15 protein-coding genes are annotated in these 17,038 nt (G+C 72.4%); 12 read left to right on the plus strand and 3 right to left on the minus strand.

The genetic code is table 11. The features are described from left to right. The first annotated feature begins 20 nt into the window (after positions 1-20). Positions 21-683: a ScbR family autoregulator-binding transcription factor gene (locus ACIHCQ_RS17955; RefSeq protein WP_399662987.1), complete on the plus strand. Its 663-nt coding sequence runs from the start codon at positions 21-23 to the stop codon at positions 681-683. 60 nt (positions 684-743) lie between these two features. Here ACIHCQ_RS17955 and ACIHCQ_RS17960 read toward each other — a convergent pair whose 3' ends face one another. Further along, entirely contained in the window at positions 744-1,514 is a 771-nt protein-coding gene (locus tag ACIHCQ_RS17960) for an SDR family NAD(P)-dependent oxidoreductase (protein WP_399662989.1), read from the minus strand. A gap of 466 nt (positions 1,515-1,980) precedes the next feature. After that, complete coding sequence (locus ACIHCQ_RS17965; RefSeq protein WP_399662991.1) at positions 1,981-2,697, minus strand: ScbR family autoregulator-binding transcription factor; 717 nt, start codon at positions 2,695-2,697, stop codon at positions 1,981-1,983. Positions 2,698-3,095: 398 nt separating this feature from the next. On the opposite strand from ACIHCQ_RS17965, the gene ACIHCQ_RS17970 reads away from it, so the two are divergent. From ACIHCQ_RS17970 to ACIHCQ_RS18020, 11 genes are all read left to right on the plus strand, one after another. After that, positions 3,096-3,314, plus strand: a complete 219-nt coding sequence (locus tag ACIHCQ_RS17970) for an acyl-CoA carboxylase subunit epsilon (RefSeq protein ID WP_399662993.1) — start codon at positions 3,096-3,098, stop codon at positions 3,312-3,314. Positions 3,315-3,381: 67 nt separating this feature from the next. Further along, positions 3,382-4,974: an acyl-CoA carboxylase subunit beta gene (locus ACIHCQ_RS17975; RefSeq protein WP_399662995.1), complete on the plus strand. Its 1,593-nt coding sequence runs from the start codon at positions 3,382-3,384 to the stop codon at positions 4,972-4,974. A gap of 125 nt (positions 4,975-5,099) precedes the next feature. After that, positions 5,100-5,792, plus strand: coding sequence for a ScbR family autoregulator-binding transcription factor (locus ACIHCQ_RS17980; RefSeq protein ID WP_399662997.1), 693 nt, complete (start codon positions 5,100-5,102; stop codon positions 5,790-5,792). A 141-nt stretch (positions 5,793-5,933) separates the two neighbouring features. Continuing rightward, positions 5,934-6,779, plus strand: a complete 846-nt coding sequence (locus tag ACIHCQ_RS17985) for a BTAD domain-containing putative transcriptional regulator (protein WP_399662999.1) — start codon at positions 5,934-5,936, stop codon at positions 6,777-6,779. A 396-nt stretch (positions 6,780-7,175) separates the two neighbouring features. Further along, positions 7,176-7,997, plus strand: a complete 822-nt coding sequence (locus tag ACIHCQ_RS17990) for a BTAD domain-containing putative transcriptional regulator (RefSeq protein ID WP_399663001.1) — start codon at positions 7,176-7,178, stop codon at positions 7,995-7,997. Positions 7,998-8,944: 947 nt separating this feature from the next. Further along, entirely contained in the window at positions 8,945-10,099 is a 1,155-nt protein-coding gene (locus ACIHCQ_RS17995; RefSeq protein ID WP_399663100.1) for an inositol-3-phosphate synthase, read from the plus strand. Further along, positions 10,096-10,491, plus strand: a complete 396-nt coding sequence (locus ACIHCQ_RS18000; protein ID WP_399663003.1) for a hypothetical protein — start codon at positions 10,096-10,098, stop codon at positions 10,489-10,491. Before ACIHCQ_RS17995 ends, ACIHCQ_RS18000 begins: the two co-directional genes overlap by 4 nt. Then, entirely contained in the window at positions 10,485-11,105 is a 621-nt protein-coding gene (locus tag ACIHCQ_RS18005) for an EboA domain-containing protein (protein WP_399663004.1), read from the plus strand. Before ACIHCQ_RS18000 ends, ACIHCQ_RS18005 begins: the two co-directional genes overlap by 7 nt. Beyond that, positions 11,105-11,953, plus strand: coding sequence for a TatD family hydrolase (locus ACIHCQ_RS18010; RefSeq protein ID WP_399663006.1), 849 nt, complete (start codon positions 11,105-11,107; stop codon positions 11,951-11,953). The genes ACIHCQ_RS18005 and ACIHCQ_RS18010 overlap by 1 nt, the downstream gene beginning before the upstream one ends. Positions 11,954-11,956: 3 nt before the next feature. Next, positions 11,957-13,126 carry a metabolite traffic protein EboE gene (gene eboE, locus ACIHCQ_RS18015; RefSeq protein ID WP_399663007.1) on the plus strand — a complete coding sequence of 390 codons (1,170 nt, stop codon included), beginning with the start codon at positions 11,957-11,959 and terminating at the stop codon, positions 13,124-13,126. Beyond that, positions 13,123-14,508, plus strand: a complete 1,386-nt coding sequence (locus ACIHCQ_RS18020; protein WP_399663009.1) for a nucleotide pyrophosphatase/phosphodiesterase family protein — start codon at positions 13,123-13,125, stop codon at positions 14,506-14,508. The genes eboE and ACIHCQ_RS18020 overlap by 4 nt, the downstream gene beginning before the upstream one ends. Before the next feature lie 254 nt (positions 14,509-14,762). On the opposite strand, the gene ACIHCQ_RS18025 is transcribed toward ACIHCQ_RS18020, so the two are convergent. Beyond that, a complete protein-coding gene (locus ACIHCQ_RS18025) occupies positions 14,763-16,898 on the minus strand; it encodes a condensation domain-containing protein (RefSeq protein ID WP_399663011.1) in 2,136 nt (711 codons plus the stop codon). Positions 16,899-17,038: the final 140 nt, after the last annotated feature.

Consider the following 17,038-nt stretch of genomic DNA (forward strand, 5'->3'; position numbering starts at 1 on the left):
TGAGCACAAGGGAAGATCTCGTGGCGCAACAAGAACGTGCGGTCCGAACCCGCCGTGCGGTGCTGGAGGCAGCAGCGACAGTGTTTGCCGAGCACGGCTATTCGGCAGCCACCGTTTCGGACATCCTCAAGGCCGCCGGCGTGACCAAGGGCGCCCTGTACTTCCACTTCGACTCCAAGGAAGCCCTCGCACGGGGGGTTCTCCAGGCGCAGGTCGCACAGACCCTGCCGCCCCAGGAGTTCAAGGTCCAGGACTGGGTGGACACCGGCCTGCTGCTCGCCCACCGGCTGCCGCGCGACGCGGTGGTGCGCGCCGGCGCGGTGCTCTCGTCCGACCCCCGGGGCAGGGAGCACTACGGCAGCGCCTGGCCCGCCTTGATCGAGCTCTCCACCCAGACGCTCACCGAGGCCAAGGAGCGGGGAGAGATCCTGTCCCACGTCGTACCGCAGCAGACCACGGAACTCATGGTCAGCGCCTTCCACGGGGTCCAGCTCTTCTCCCAGCTCGAGCACGGCCTGGCGGATGTCGAGCGGCGGGTCTCCGTGCTCTTCGAGCATGTGATGCCGGCGATCACCGTGCCCGCCGTCCTGGCCCACCTCGACCTCGCCGCGGACCGCGGGGCCCGCCTCTACGCACAGTGCACGCAGCAGCCCGACCTCGTCGGGGCACAGCGCGCCGAGTGAAGGGGCCGGCCCGGTACGCGGAGCTCACGCTCCGCGCCGCGCGGGCAGCGGCCGGGGTTGTCACCAGGTGGTGGCACCGCCGTCCACGGCCAGGGTGGTCCCGGTGACGAATGAGGCGCGGTCGCTGCACAGCCATGCGGCAGCCTCGGCGACTTCCTCCGGCGCGGCCATGCGGTTCTGCGGCGCCGATGCCTTGCTCTTCGCCTCCTGCCCGGGGAACCGGGTGAACCACTCCTCGACCATCTCCGACCTGGTCAGGCCCGGAGCTATGGCGTTGACGCGGATGCCGCTGGGCGCGCACTCGACCGCGGCCGCCTTGGTCAGGCCGATCACGGCGTGCTTGGCGGCGATATAGGGTGCCGCGACGGAAGTCGCCACCAGGCCGGCCACACTGCTCGTGTTCACGATCGAGCCGCCGCCGCCTTCGGTCATCGCACCGATCTCGTGGCGCAGGCAGTTCCACACGCCGCGCACGTTGGTGTCCATGACCAGGTCGTAGGCCTTGTCGTCGAGGAACTGCAGCGGGGCCGGCTCCACCGCGGCCCCCGCGTTGTTGAACGCCGCGTCCAGGCGCCCGTAGGTCTCCACCGCATAGGAAACGGCCCGCGCCATGTCGGCGGAGACCTGCACGTCCCCCGTGTAGTACGAGGCCTGCGCGCCGCCTGCGCGCAGCTCGGCCGAGAGTGCCGCAAGGCGGTCCTCGCGCCGGGCGACCAGTACCACATGCGCGCCCTCCCGTGCGAACACCCGGGCCGCTGCCGCGCCGATGCCGCTGCTCGCACCGGTGATGAGGGCGACCTTCCCCGCGAGCGAACCCTGACCCTGTGTCATTGCGCGCGATCCCCTTGTCTATGGCGGAGCGTTCCGCTTCAGGTGGTGTGTCTCGGTGAGCCGTTACGATTTCCCGGTAGCGTAGCGTGTGTGTTCGATAACGGAGGCTGATTCCTTCGGCTTTGTGTGCGCACTGCCTCCCGGCCGATGGGCCGTGCCTGTCGGTGCCCCCAGGGCGTGTTTGAGAAGTAGCGCCGTCCGCCCGTGGGGCGGGCCCTGCGGCGTCTGGTGCGTGCAGTCGCAAGGCGGTGGGGGCACTCCCCCTCGCTCCGCTGGGGGGACCCCCACCAGGCGGAGCTCTGGGGGGAGTGCTTGGGCGACTCCGACAACACCGCGAGTGTGCGTGCCAGGCGTCGCGGGGCCGGGGGTCCTCCCCCTGGTTTCTCCCCCGTGGCTTCGCACGGGAGGTGTCCCCGGGGGACCCCCACCGGACGAAGTCCGGGGGGAGGGACTTCTCAAACACGCCCTAGGTGGGCCACCCGGCTGTGCCGGGGTGGATCTGGCGGCGGGAGCGGGTGTCGTGGGCGTGCGAGAACGGGCCCGGCAGGTGCTCCGAGCCGTTGGGAGGTGAGCCGGTTCCGCCCGGATTCAGCCCGGCGACCGTCCGCGGGTCGGCCACCGAGGGCAGCAGCAGCTGCCAGAAGCTCGTGAGTGAGTAGGTGGCCGGCCACCCCCTGTTGGCGCGGCTCAGTACTTCGAGACCGACGGTCGTGGCCACCACGGTGGCTACGAGGCCTTCCTGCGACACGCCCGCCGCGAGTGACTTCTCCTGCGCGGCCCGGGCCACGAGTCCGTGCACGCAGGTGTGCCACTCCTGGCGGAGGTCGAAGTGGGTGCGCGGCCCCGCATCGCAGTTCAGCCGGAAGCCGGCCCGTACCACCACGTCGGAGAACAGCAGCCGGGCCAGGTGGTGCGAAAGGTCCGTCAGGCTCTGCAGGGCGCTCACGTGGCCCGGCGGCACACTGCCCACCGCGTGGCGCAGGGAGCGCGCGGCGGCACTCTCGACGGCGTCGGCCACCGCGGCCTTGTTCTCGAAGTGGAAGTGCAGAGCGCCACGGCTCACCCCGGCGCCCGAACTGATCTCGTCCAGGCTGGCCTTCACATAGCCGTGCCGCTCGAACAGCTCGGCCGCCGAGAGGATGAGTGCGTTGCGGGTACGGGTGGCCCGTTCCTGTTTGCTCACTGTTGGCTCTCCCACGGGGGATAGGAGGGGTTTCCTTCGACATATAAAACCAACTTGCCGGTTTGATAGCCAGTGGGGGTTCCGGCGCGGCCGCGTTGTCCGCCGCGTGCGACTCATTCCGCGTATGAGGTCAGGACGCCGGGAAAGGGCGGCCACCTCGGCGGGTCGGCCGGGTGCGGAGCCCGCGGCCATTCCGGTCCTTTGGCCGGAAGGCGGGGGTTGCGGGCCGCTCGGTGGACTGCGGGTGTACAGGGTGGCTGCGGGGGAGGACGAGCGGACCGCACGGCTCCGGCGAAGCGTGCCCGCCGGTTTGTTGGTGGAGCTCCCTGGTGCTCCAGGCAAACCCGAGCCTGTTTTGAGCCCCGCCGTCGACCGTGGGCCACAGGGGAGGAGAGGCCGTGGACGGTGCTGAAGACAAGGCCGCCCTGCTCAGGATCGAGCGCGGTCAGGCCACTGAAGAAGAGCTCGCCGCGGTCGCCGTGACACTGTTCTCGCTGGTCGCCGGGCAAAGGGACACCCAGGCGCAGGACGAAGGGGACACCGAGGGCCGGTCCGTCGCGTTCTGGCACCAGCAGGAACGGACCAGGGTCTACCAGGCGCCGCACAGCTGGAGATGACGCGCCCGGGGCGGGCGGGCGGCGATGACCGGCCCCGTCCGCGCCGACCAACAGGAAGGGGACCGTCATGGCGACGGTGATGGAGCCCTCTGCGCCCGAAGCGGGGTCGGCCGATGTGCGGGGCCGGGTGGCGGAGCTGGCGGCGATCCGGGCGCTGGCGCTGTCCGGGCCCAGTGAGCAGGCGACGAAGGCGCAGCACGCCAAGGGCAAACTGACCGCGCGTGAGCGGATCGGGTTACTGCTCGACGCGGGTTCCTTCCAGGAGGTCGGGCAGCTGCGGCGGCACCGGGCGACCGGGTTCGGCCTGGAGGCGAAGAAGCCGTACACGGATGGTGTGATCACCGGGTGGGGCACGGTCGGGGGCCGTACGGTCTTCCTCTACGCCCATGACTTCCGGATCTTCGGCGGCGCGCTGGGCGAGGCGCATGCCGCCAAGATCCACAAGATCATGGACATGGCGATCGCGGCCGGTGCTCCGCTGGTGTCGCTCAACGACGGTGCCGGCGCGCGGATCCAGGAGGGTGTCAGCGCCCTTGCCGGTTACGGCGGCATCTTCCAGCGCAACGCCAGGGCGTCGGGCGTGATTCCGCAGATCAGCGTCATGCTCGGGCCGTGCGCGGGGGGTGCGGCCTACAGTCCCGCGCTGACGGACTTCGTGTTCATGGTGCGCGACACCTCGCAGATGTTCATCACCGGCCCCGATGTCGTCAAGGCGGTCACCGGTGAGGAGATCACCCAGAACGGGCTCGGCGGTGCCGATGTGCACGCCGAGACCTCGGGTGTCGCGCACTTCGCGTACGACGACGAGGAGACCTGCATCGCCGAGGTCTGCTATCTGATCTCGATGCTGCCCTCCAACAACCGGGTGACTCCGCCCCTCGCGCGGTCCGGAGATCCGGCCGGCCGCCGCTCGCACACGCTGCTCGATCTGGTGCCGGCCGACGGCAACCGGCCCTACGACATGCACAAGGTGATCGAGGAGCTCGTCGACGACGGCGACTACCTGGAGATCCACGAGCGCTGGGCCCGCAACATCGTGTGCGCGCTGGCGCGGCTGGACGGTCAGGTCGTGGGCGTGGTGGCCAACCAGCCGCAGTCGCTCGCCGGTGTTCTGAACATCGAGGCCTCCGAGAAGGCCGCGCGGTTCGTGCAGATGTGCGATGCCTTCAACATCCCGATCGTCACCCTGCTGGATGTTCCCGGGTTCCTGCCGGGCGTCGAGCAGGAGCACGGCGGGATCATCCGCCACGGCGCCAAGCTGCTGTACGCCTACTGCAACGCCACCGTCCCGCGGATCTCCCTCATCCTGCGCAAGGCGTACGGAGGCGCGTACATCGTCATGGACAGCCAGTCCATCGGCGCGGACGTCACCTATGCCTGGCCGACCAACGAGATCGCCGTGATGGGCGCGGAGGGCGCCGCCAATGTCATCTTCCGCAAGCAGATCGCCGCGGCCAAGGACCCCCAGGCCATGCGGGCGCGCATGGTCAAGGAGTACAAGGCCGAGCTGATGCACCCGTACTACGCCGCCGAGCGCGGCCTCGTCGACGACGTCATCGACCCGACCCAGACCCGCGAAGTACTCGTCCGCGCCCTCGCGATGCTGCGCGGCAAGCACGCCGACCTGCCGTCCCGCAAACACGGCAACCCACCGCAGTAGCCGAACCCACCGCAGGCACGCAGGAGTTGACGCGGAGCCGCCACCATGGCCCTCCTGGCGGCCGGGGGCCGCGGGGACCCCCTCAGCCAGGAGATGGATCCACGATGGTGCAGCAGGAGCGTGCCGTGCGCACGAGGGAGTCATTGGTGCGGGCGGCGGCCGAGGTGTTCGCCGAGGCAGGCTTCGCGCCGGCGACGATCAGCAGCATCTGCGGCAGGGCCGGGGTCAGCAACGGAGCGCTGCACTTCCACTTCGAGAGCAAGCGCGCCCTGGCCCAGGCCGTGGAAGCGGCGGCCCTCGACACCGTCCGGCGCGTCACCCGGGAGGCCGACGAACGCCGGGGCGGTCCGCTGCAGCGGCTCATCGACGCGACGCACGGGCTGATGAGCAGCCTCGAGGAGGACGTGATGGTCCGGGCCGGCCTGGCGCTGGCCGATACCGCTCCGCGGCCCACGGGGGCCGTGGAGCTGCGGGGGGAGTGGCTGCGGTGGGTCGACGCGGTGCTGCGCACCGCGGAGCGGGAGGGCAGGCTCGCCGAGGGCGTCCGGCCCGCCCAGGTGTCGAACGCCGTCGTCGCGGCGACCGTGGGCTTCGCGGTTCTGGGCTGCGGGAACCCCACGTGGGTGTCGCGGCGCACCCTGTGCCGGTACTGGGAACTGATGCTGCCGCGGCTCGCCCCGCCGGACGCCCTGGCGCAGCTGGTGCCCCAGGGCACCGGCCCGGGCGTCCCCGGCCAGGTCCAACACCACCCCCACCACCGCGCGTCAACACGGCTCCGGCCGGGCCTCCGTCCTCGAGCCGCGCTCAAGGATGGGTAGCTGGATCGCCTTGAGTGACTGGTGCGCCGCTAGAAACCAGCTACCCGGTTTTGTATTGACAGGGCGTTCGGAATCTAATTGAATCTGTGTGCGGTAGGGATCGCCCCCGCGAGCGGCATCATCCACGTTCAGGGAGACGCTGTGGACATCGAGGTACTCGGCGCGGTGGCGGTGAGGGTGAACGGAGTCTCCATCACGCCTACGGCCCCCAAGCCGCGGCAGGTTCTGGCTCTGCTGGCGCTGCACGCCGACCGGGTGGTGCCCGTCTCCGCCTTGATAGAGGAGCTCTGGGACACCACCCCGCCGCGCAGTGCCCGTACCACCCTGCAGACGTACATCCTTCAGCTGCGCGAACTCATCTCCGTGGCCCTGGAGAAGGACGAGCGCGAGGGCCCGCAGGGGGAGAGCGAGCGGCGCGTCGCCAAGAACGTGCTGGTGACAATGCCCGGTGGCTATCTGCTGTCCAGCGCCGACGGCCGCAGCGACGTCCGCACCTTCGAGCGCCTCGCGGGCACGGGATACCGGGCCATGGACGCGGGCGACTTCGCCGGTGCCGCGCGGCAGTTGCGCGAAGCGCTGGCGCTGTGGTCCGGGACCGCCTTCGCGGACGTGCAGGCCGGGGCACAGCTGGAGATGGAGATCAAGCGCCTCGAAGAGAGCCGGCTGTGTGCTCTCGACCAGCGTATCGAGGCCGATCTGCGGCTGGGGCGGCACCGCGAGCTGCTGGCCGAGCTCACCGTTCTGGTGAACCGCTACCGCACGCACGAGAGTCTGCACGCCCAGTTCATGCTCGCGCTGCGCCGCTCGGGGCGGCGCGGTGAGGCCCTGGACGTCTATCAGCGGCTGCGCACCACGCTCGTACGCGACCTCGGCCTGGAGCCGTCCGCGGGGCTGCGGCGGCTGCAGCAGTCCATCCTCACGGCCGGCCACGAGTCCGCGGCGGAGGCACCCGATGCCGCCAAGGGGCGGCTCGCTCCCACGAGTTGAGTGATCACGCCCCTTTTGGCCGGGCGCCGGCTCGCTCATCGCTCCGCAGATCCGCCGCAGGCCGGTCAAAAACCGGGCCCCGGTAGGCATACCGGACGGAGCCGTATGTTCCGATGCGCGAATTCCGGGTCGTACGTTCCGTAATTCAGTTGCCCGTAACGGAATTCGCTGGGAAGGATAACCGAGAAGAGCGTTCCGCGATACGCCGCGGGAGCTTTGCTTCCGTCGTCGTTCACATATTCGTGAGTGATCAATTCCCGGGCAGCGGCGCCCAGTTGAGACCTCCTCAAGCCCTGGTCGATGAAAAGGGTGGGTGCCGCACAATTCCGGCTAGTGTGCTCGCGGCGACGGAAATCAGTCACTGAGAGGAACTCGACGAGGTGCGGGGGGAATACTGTGAAGATTCAGGTTCTGGGTCCGTTGAGTGCCGAGGTCAACGGGGGATCGATTGTTCCGACGGCCGGTAAGCCGAGGCAGATTTTGTCCTTGTTCGCCCTCTATCCCGGACGGGTGATGCCCGTCTCCATGCTCATGGAGGAACTCTGGGGAACCGAGCCGCCGCAGAGCGCGCCCACCACCCTGCAGACCTACATCCTCCACCTGCGCCGGCACCTCGGCACCGCGATGGGGCCCGACGCCCCCGGTGCGGCCAAGGAGGTGCTCGCCACCCGGCATGGGGGCTATCTGATGCAGATACCGGCCGAGAGCGTCGATGTGCACCAGTACGAACGCATGGTCACCGAAGGGCGGTCGGCCTTCGAGACCGGGGACGACGTCACCGCGGCCGACCGTTTCCGCCAGGCGCTCAAGCTGTGGCGCGGACCCGCGCTCGTCGACGTACGGGGCGGACCGATCCTCGAGATCGAGGTCATGCGCCTGGAGGAGAGCCGCCTGGGCACCGTCGAGCGGCGCATCGACGCCGACCTGCGGCTGGGCCGGCACTCCGAACTCATCGCGGAGCTGTACGAGCTGACGGCGCGCTACCCCCAGCACGAAGGTCTGTACTCGCAGGCCATGGTGGCGCTGTACCGGTCGGGGCGGCAGGCATCGGCCCTGGAGATCTACCGCAAGCTGCGCATCCGGCTGATCGAGGGGCTGGGCGTCGAGCCCTCGCCGCAGGTGCAGCGGCTGCACCAGGCCATGCTGGCCGTCGACCCCCAGCTGGATGTCGTCGCCGGACCACGGCGCGGCTCGACCTTCGACCTCTACGCCGCCTGAAGCCCGCCGGACCGGTATCCCCTGTGCGCCGCGCCCACCGGGGGATGCCGGTCCGAGGCGGACTCGAGCCGTACCCGGGCAGGTGTCGAGGCACTGTGCGCAGACTCCGTTGACTGCCGCCGTCCACAAGGCATGCCGATTGCGCATCGCTGTCAGGAGGTACACGTTGTCTCTGGCCGAGCAGTTGACGTACCCGCCCGGCGATCTTGGCGAGAGCGAGCCGTCGGCGAGCTGGACCCCGGTGCAGCCGATCACCCGCGTACGGACCGACTCGCCGGCCTGTGACCACTCTCCCCGCCCGCACGGGCAGGACCGGGACCAGGTACGGGTGCGCGCCGGGGCCGGGGACTGTCTGCCGCCCTCACCGCGCGCCGCCGCACCCCGCGCGTCATTGCCGCGCGGCTGCTGGACCGCGACACGGCCGCCGCCTTCGTGGCACGCATTACCCTGACCCACCCGCAGTGGCCGGACCGCGCGGTCGCCGCCGCCACCGGGATCTGCGACACGACTGCCTCCCGCATCCCTTCGCGGTCATCAACCGCGCAATGAGCGCGGTCCCGCACGAGGCCCGGCCGCAGCGGCCGGGCCCCGGCAGCGGTCGGCGCCGCCGCCGCACCGCCGCGATCTTCCTCCACCGGCCCGACACCGGCCCGGCACCGGCCCGACACCGGTCCGGGCGAGGCCGCCCGCGCCACCGGGCCCTGCCCGGCCACGGTGCGGCACGTACGCCGGCGCACCGGCCGTGGCCAGGACCCGTCTGGGCCGCCTGCCGCACCACCCGCACCACCCGCGGCGCCGGGCGCACCCCCGCCGTCGCCAACCGGCAGCGCACCCCTGCCGACTCCACCCGCCGGCCAAGGGCCACCGAGACCGGCCCGGTCCCCGGGCCGCTGCCGCCCCTTGGGCACCCCCGCCTGTCAGAACCGACGCACTTCAGGAGGCCTTTCGTGTCCGAGCACGCCAAGACGCCCGGCACCCCCACCGGACCCGAGAGCGGTCCCGGCACGGGCGTGTGGTTCATCGGGGCCCGCGGCTCCGTCGCCACGACCGCGGTCGCCGGGTGCGCCGCGCTCGCCGCGGGGCTGTGCCCGCCGACGGGAATGGTCACCGAGACCGAGGCCTTCGCCGCCGCCGGGCTGCCCGCCCTGTCCTCCTTCGTCTTCGGCGGCCACGACACCCTCGACTGGCCGCTGCCCAAGCGCGCCGAAGCACTCGCCGAACAGGGCGTCCTGCCGCACGGGCTCGCCCGGGCGGTCCACGCCGAACTCACCGCCGCCGACCGGGAGATCCGCACCGGCGGACCCATGGCCGGCGACACCCGCACCGACGAGGAGCTGATCGCGGCCTTCGCCGCCGACATCGAGGACTTCACCCGCCGCACCTCGGCCGCCCGGACCGTTGTGGTCAACCTCGCCTCCACCGAACCCGCCCCGGCCCAGGGCGAGGCCCGGCTGCCCGCCAGCTCGCTGTACGCCGCGGCCGCCCTGCGCGCGGGCTGCGCGTACGTCAACTTCACCCCCTCGACCGGTGAACGCCACCCGGCACTTCAGGAACTGTCCCGGACCGCCCGGGTGCCCTACGCGGGCCGGGACGGAAAGACCGGGCAGACCCTGCTGCGGGCGGTGCTCGCGCCCATGTTCCGCCAGCGGGCCCTTGCGGTACGGGCCTGGTCCGGCACCAACCTGCTGGGCGGCGGCGACGGGGCGGCGCTCGCCGACTCCGCGGCCGCCGCGGCCAAGAACGCGGGCAAGAACCGGGTTCTTCAGGACAACCTCGGCACGCTGCCCGAGGGCCAGGTGCACATCGACGACGTGCCCGCGCTCGGCGAGTGGAAGACCGCCTGGGACCACGTGGCCTTCGAGGGCTTCCTCGGTTCGCGGATGATCCTGCAGACCATCTGGCAGGGCTGCGACTCGGCACTGGCCGCACCCCTCGTGCTCGACCTGGCCCGGCTCACCGCCCGCGCCCACCAGGCGGGGATCACCGGGAGCCTGCCGGAGCTGGGCTTCTACTTCAAGGACCCCGACGGCACCTCCTCGGCACTTGCCGAGCAGTACGACGCCCTCCTCGGCTTCGCCGCGCGACTGGGGGAGTTGCGGTGAGCACCGTCCGCGACGGGGCCGAACTCCTGCGTGCCCCCGCCCTGTTCACCCTCCCCGGCGCCTACCCGCGCCTGTACGGGGCGGGCACGGCACTCAACGACCGGGCGGACCGGGAGGAGAACGCCGCCGAGCGACCCCACCGCCCCATCCCCCCGGGCCGTATCGCCCCCGCACAGGCACAGGCGGCAGCGGCCGGCCCGACCGCCGCCGCCCTGCCCCGCCACCCGCACGCCGGGCCCGAACCCGCCCGCTCCTGCCTCACGCTCCTGCGCGCACAGCGCCCAGCGCCCAGCGTCCCGCCCCGGCCGCGGGCCCACCTCCCGGCCCGCCCACCCGCACCCCCACACCCCCCTCGCCCCGGCACCGTCCGCGTAAGGAAACCCGCATGCTGATCACCCGAGAGGACCTGCTGGACCGCCTCGGTCCCCAGGGCGCCGCCTGGCTCGACGCCGCCCTCGCCGACGCGCACGACGCCGCACACCCCGACCCGCACGCCCCGCCGCGCCGGGCCATACCGGTGTGGGAACTGCGGTTCGCGGCAGCCGGCCGGGAGTGCGGCATCCCGGAGGCGGCGGAGGCGGCCCGGGTACTCCTGCTGCACACCGCCCGCCCCGGCGCGGCCACCGTGACCCGGCTCTACGAGCGGGGCACCGGCGCCGAACGCCGCGCTGTCCTGCTCGCCCTGCCCCACCTCCCGCTCACCCCGGGCCAGGGCGTGCCGCTGATCGAGGACGCGCTGCGCACCAACGACCCCCGGCTTCTCGCCGCAGCCCTCGCAACCCGCGCCGCCGCACACCTGGACGCCCACGCCTGGCGCCACGCCGTCCTGAAGTGCCTGTTCACCGCAGTGCCCCTGACCGCCGTCGCCGACCTCGCCGGCCGGGCCCGCAGTGACGGCGAACTCGCCCGTATGCTCCGGGACTTCGCCGCGGAACGTACCGCCGCGGGGCGCCCCGTCCCGATGGACCTGCCGCACGTACTCGCCCTGACCGCCAAGGAAGCCTGATGCGCATCTTCGACCCGCACATCCACATGACCTCGCGCACCACCGACGACTACCAGGCGATGTACGCGGCCGGGGTGCGCGCGCTGGTCGAACCCTCCTTCTGGCTCGGTCAGCCGCGCACCTCGCCGGAGAGCTTCTTCGACTACTTCGACGCGCTGCTCGGCTGGGAGCCGTTCCGGGCCGCGCAGTACGGCATCACACACCACTGCACCATCGCCCTGAACCCCAAGGAGGCCAACGACCCGCGCTGTGTGCCCGTCCTGGAGGAGCTGCCGCGCTACCTGGCCAAGGACGGCGTGGTCGCGGTCGGCGAGATCGGCTACGACTCGATGACCCCGGCCGAGGACACCGCACTGGCCGCGCAGCTTCACCTCGCCGCCGAGCACGGGCTGCCCGCCCTGGTGCACACCCCGCACCGCGACAAACTCGTGGGCCTGCGCCGCACCCTGGACGTCGTGACCGAGTCCAGGCTCCCCGTCGACCGGGTCCTGGTCGACCACCTCAACGAGACCACAGTCCAGGAAGCCAAGGACTCCGGCGCCTGGCTCGGCTTCTCCGTCTACCCGGACACCAAGATGGACGAGCACCGCATGGTCGCCGTCCTGAAGGAGTACGGACCCGAGCGGGTCCTGGTCAACTCCGCCGCCGACTGGGGCAGAAGCGACCCGCTCAAGACCCGCAAGGTCGGCGAGGCGATGCTCGCCGCGGGCTTCGGCGAGGACGACGTGGACCGGGTGCTGTGGCGCAACCCCGTCGCCTTCTACCAACTGAGCGGCCGCCTCGTCCTGGAGCCCGCGAAACCCCAGGCGCTGCACGAGGGCAACTCCATTGTGCGCGGGGGGCAATGAGCCGTGCGCTTCCAGCACCCCGACGGCTCGGCCGTTCACCTCGCGTACTGCACCAACGTCCACCCGGCCGAGACCCTCGACGGTGTCATCGCCCAGTTCGCCGCCCACTGCGAACCGGTCCGCCGCCGCCTGGGCACCGAGCGCCTGGGCATAGGACTGTGGCTGGCCCGCGACGCGGTCCGCGCCCTGAACACCGACCCCGCCCAACCGCGCCGGCTGCGCACCGAACTGGACCGGCGCGGCCTCGAAGTGGTCACCCTCAACGGCTTCCCCTACCAGGGCTTCGGTGCCGAGGTGGTCAAGTACCGGGTCTACCGGCCCGACTGGACCGACCCCGAGCGCCTGGAGCACACCACCGACCTGGCCCGGCTCCTCACCCAGCTGCTGCCGCCGGACGTCACCGAGGGCACCATCTCCACACTGCCGCTGGCCTGGCGCACCGGCTTCGACGAGAGGGCGGCCCAGTCGGCACACACGGCACTGAGCGAACTGGCCCGGCGGCTGGACGAACTGGAGGATTCCTCCGGCCGCTCGATCCGCCTCGCCCTGGAGCCGGAGCCCGGCTGCGCCGTCGAGACCACCGCCGACGCGCTCGCCCCGCTCGCCGCCCTGCCCGCACGCCGCATCGGCCTGTGCCTGGACACCTGCCACCTCGCGACCAGCTTCGAGGAGCCCGCGGCGGCACTCGCCGCCCTGGAGCGGGCGGGCATCACGGTGCCCAAGGTGCAGCTCTCCGCGGCCCTGCACGCCCAGAACCCCCAGGACCCGGCGGTCCGTGCGGCGCTCGCCGCCTTCGACGAGCCGCGTTTCCTGCACCAGACCCGCGCCAGGGCGGACGGGATCCTGTACGGCACCGACGACCTCGGCCAGGCACTGGCCACCAACGCGCTGCCGGACACCGTGCCCTGGCGCGCCCACTTCCACGTACCCCTGCACGCCCCGCCCGCCCCGCCGCTGACCTCCACCCTCGACGTGCTGCGCGAGACGCTCGCCGCCCTGGTCGGCGGGCCCGTGCCGCGCAGCCATCACTTCGAGGTCGAGACCTACACCTGGCAGGCCCTGCCGGCCGAGGCGCGTCCGGCCACAGACGCCCGGCTCGCCGACGGCATCGCCGCCGAACTGTCCCTCGCCCGCGACCTGTTGACCGATCTTGGACTCAAGGAGCAGCAGTGACGACGAAGACCCCCACGCCCCTGCTCGTCCTGGACGTGGTCGGCCTGACGCCCACGCTGCTGGACCACATGCCCCGCCTGAAGGCGCTCGGCAGCCGCGGCTCGCGCACCGAGCTCGGCACCGTACTGCCCGCCGTCACCTGCGCCGCCCAGTCCACCTTCCTGACCGGCACGATGCCCGCCGAGCACGGCATCGTCGGCAACGGCTGGTACTTCCGCGACCTCGGCGAAGTCCTGCTGTGGCGCCAGCACAACGGGCTCGTGGAGGGCGACAAGCTCTGGGACGCCGCCCGCCGCCTGCACCCCGGCTACACGGTCGCCAACGTCTGCTGGTGGTACGCGATGGGCGCGGACACCGACTGGACGGTCACCCCGCGCCCCATCTACTACGCCGACGGCCGCAAGGAGCCCGACTGCTACACCCGGCCCGCCGGCCTGCACGACGAACTCCACGCCGAGCTGGGCACGTTCCCGCTGTTCAACTTCTGGGGCCCCACCGCCAACCTGGTATCCAGCAAGTGGATCATCGACGCGACCCGCTACCTCAACCGCACCCGCCACCCCGACCTGACGCTGTGCTACGTCCCGCACCTGGACTACGACCTCCAGCGCTTCGGCCCCCACGACCCGCGCTCGCTGCGGGCCGCCGCCGACCTCGACGCGGCGCTCGCTCCGCTGCTCGATGAGGCCGCCGCCGAGGGCCGCACCGTGGTCGTCCTGTCCGAGTACGGCATCACCCAGGTCAGCAGGCCCATCGACATCAACCGGGCCCTGCGCCGCGCCGGTTACCTCCAGGTGCACACCCAGGACGGCATGGAGTACCTGGACACCATGGCCTCGCGCGCCTTCGCGGTCGCCGACCACCAGCTCGCGCATGTGTATGTGCGGCGGCCCGAGGACCTGGCCGGTGTGCGGGAGGTACTCGAAGGCATCGACGGTGTCGGTGAACTCCTCGGCGACGAGGGCAAGAAGGAACACGGCCTGGACCACCCGCGCTCCGGCGAACTGGTGGCCATCGCCGAGCCGGATGCCTGGTTCACGTACTACTACTGGCTCGACGACGACCTCGCCCCCGACTTCGCGCAGCTCGTGGAGATCCACCGCAAGCCCGGATACGACCCCGCCGAGCTGTTCATGGACCCGCTCGACCCGTACGTGAAGCTCAAGGCGGCCAAGGCGCTGGCCCGCAAGAAGCTGGGCATGCGCTACCGGCTGGCCGTCGTCCCGCTGGACCCCGCCCCGGTGCGCGGCAGCCACGGCAGGCTCCCGGACCGCCCCGAGGACGGACCGGTCCTGCTCTGCTCCCGCCCCGGCGAGGTCTTTGGCACACTCGCCGCCACGCAGGTGAAGCCGCTGCTGTTGCGGCTGGCGGGGATCGGCTGACCTCACCCACCGGGGCGGTTCGCCGGGAATCTGTGCCCCCGTGCAACAACACGCCCGGGAATTCGCCGACGTGCACACCTGCGCAAGCGGGAAAGCGGTTCCCCGGAGCCGCTCGCGGAATCCTTTCGTCCGCACGGTGCCCTCGCCCTGCCTCCGCGGCCGGTGCGCACTCACCCAATTTCCGGTGCCGCACACCGCTTTGGGGCCAACACCGTTTGAACAGAGGTCACTTCCCCGGGCGACGGATGAGGCATTCAGGCGGAGGACACCAGAGCCGGCCGCCGGGCCGCGGCACCCAGCGCACGGGCCAGGTCCTCCACCCTGCTCCCACCTGCGCCGCGGCCCGCACCGAGTACCACGAGCGGCGCTGTGCCGCAGTGTGCCGCGATGTGCCGGGCGAGCTCGCAGGCCAGGGCCCCGGCCCCGGAGAACCCGCCCAGGACCAGGCGTTCGCCGTCGGCGAGCAGCGGCCGCAGCGCCGCCAGGCGCTCCCGCACCCCGGCCGTGTCCGCCCGCAGCGCGGTGAGCGCCTCCGGCCCCTGGTAGCACCGGGCCAGCTCGGCATGCCGGCTGTCGGGGGTCCAGGGCGGGGCGATCAGGCAGATGGTTCCGGCGCCGGGCCGCGCCGCGCCGCGCAGCCGCACCAGGCGCCGGGCCGCCGGGCCCGCGGGGTGGTCGTGGATGCGCGGCGCATCGGCACCGGCCAGCCCCGACAGCGCCTCGGCGACGGTGGTCGACTCCCGTGCGCCGCCGGGCAGTTCACGCAGCAGCCGGGCACTGTGGGCGAGCATCTTGGCCACCTGGTCGTCGTGCAGCCGCCCCCGGTCGTGGACCGAGGTCAGGACGAGCCCGCCCCTGCTGTCGTGGCGGGCCACGACACCGATCGGGAACACGCCCGGCGCTCCCGCCGGACCGGTGTCCTCCACGTGGATGCCCTGCGCGGCGAGTTGCGGCCCCAGTGCCTCCGGGGGAGTGGGCCGGTGCTCGAAGGAGAGCAGCGTCTCGGTGACGTCCGCGCCGGCGTCGCAGCCGAGCCACTCCCTGATCTGTCCGGCGGAGACCCATTCGTAGGAGGCCATGTCCAGGACCCGGTCGCGTACGTCCCGCAGCAACCCGGGCACCGTGCCCGCCGGGTCCACCTCGAGGGTCATCGGCAGCGGGTTGTCGAAGGGCCCGGGAACGCCCGCGATGCCCTCCATCGGGATGCCGCGGCCCGAGACCGTGACGCTGAAACTCACCGGGGCCGGGCCGTGGACCGCGCCGCCCGCCCGGAACAGGATCATCGCCCAGACGGCCTGCAGCGCACTGCTCTCCGTGGCCCCCCAGCGCGCCGCCCACTCCGCGAGGCGCGCCGCCTCGCCGCGGGTGAGCCGGGCCACGGTGCGCCCCGTGCCGTGCCGGCCGGTGACGGCCCCGGGGCGGGCACGGGGCAGCCCCGCACCCAGGCCGCCGCCCGCCCGGGTCCAGAAGTCCCGGGCCGGCGCCGGGTCCTGTGTGGCCAGCCAGCGCCGGTAGTCGCGCAGGTCGGGGCGGCGCTCGCCGCCGTGCGGGGCGCCCGCGCCGAGATAGGCGCGGTAGAACTCCCGCAGCAGCAGCCGCACGCTGCGGCCATCCAGCACACCGCGGTGGTAGGTGAGTACGACATCGGTGGGCGCGATCCGGCCGGCGTGCGGCTGCTGCGGTTCACCGTCGAGCAGGGCGGCCCGCAGCAGCCCCGGCCGGCCCGGCTCGAAGCCGCGCTCCCGCTCCTGTTCGATGAGGGCCTGCCGGGTGAGGGTGCCGTGTTCATGGCGTACGACGTCGGGGTGTGCGCGGGCGTGCAGCGCGAGCCGGGGCTGGGGGTCCCACACGAACGCCGCGCGCAGCACGCTCTCGTGGTCGAAGACGCACTGCCAGGCGGCGGTGAACCGGCCGGTGTCCAGCGGCCCGTGCCAGCGCCACAAGAGCTGCGCGACCTGCTGGTGGGGGCACTTCGCGGTGTCGGCGAGCAGTTCTTGCTGGAGCGGGGTGAGCGCGAGCGGCTCCGGCACCGCCACGGCCGGCTGCCGCTGCGCGGGCCCGCCGTGGGGCCGGGTGCCCTCGCCGCGCCCGCAGCCCGGTTTCGGTGCGGGTGCGGGTGCGGGCGGGGCGGCGGTGAGCAGGTCGGCGAGCACGCCGACGGGGTAGGGCGCATCGAGCTCCAGGACGTGGTGGCCCGGGCCGTGCCGCACGGTGCGGGGCCGCATCTCGCGCAGCTCGGGCCGGTCGGCGGCGACGCGGGCCAGGGCCGCTTCGAGGAGGGAGGCATCGAGCGGGCCGCGCAGTTCGAGGGTGCAGGGGGCTTGTCGCGCAGGGCTGTTGAGGGCTAACACCGCGGTCAGCGACACCTTCACGTTCCCTTCGACGGTCATCGGCTCTGCGGGGCCCGTGCGCCCGCCCGCGAAGCGAGGCGAAGGCCCCTCCTGCTCTCCTTGGAGCACCGGGACCCGAGTATGGTCCGCCGCTCTCGCGGCACGCGGGCACACCGCCGGCACGGGGGCGCCCCGGTGGC

Source organism: Streptomyces sp. NPDC052236 (assembly GCF_044548015.1).
Classification (GTDB): Bacteria; Actinomycetota; Actinomycetes; order Streptomycetales; family Streptomycetaceae; genus Streptomyces.

What these genes read in the sequence shown, in the direction of transcription:
- ACIHCQ_RS18010 (WP_399663006.1), top strand. Translation starts at nt 11,105, where the DNA reads ATGCGCATCTTCGACCCGCACATCCACATGACCTCGCGCACCACCGAC.
- ACIHCQ_RS17960 (WP_399662989.1), bottom strand. Translation starts at nt 1,514, where the DNA reads ATGACACAGGGTCAGGGTTCGCTCGCGGGGAAGGTCGCCCTCATCACC.
- ACIHCQ_RS17975 (WP_399662995.1), top strand. Translation starts at nt 3,382, where the DNA reads ATGGCGACGGTGATGGAGCCCTCTGCGCCCGAAGCGGGGTCGGCCGAT.
- ACIHCQ_RS18005 (WP_399663004.1), top strand. Translation starts at nt 10,485, where the DNA reads ATGCTGATCACCCGAGAGGACCTGCTGGACCGCCTCGGTCCCCAGGGC.
- ACIHCQ_RS18025 (WP_399663011.1), bottom strand. Translation starts at nt 16,898, where the DNA reads ATGACCGTCGAAGGGAACGTGAAGGTGTCGCTGACCGCGGTGTTAGCC.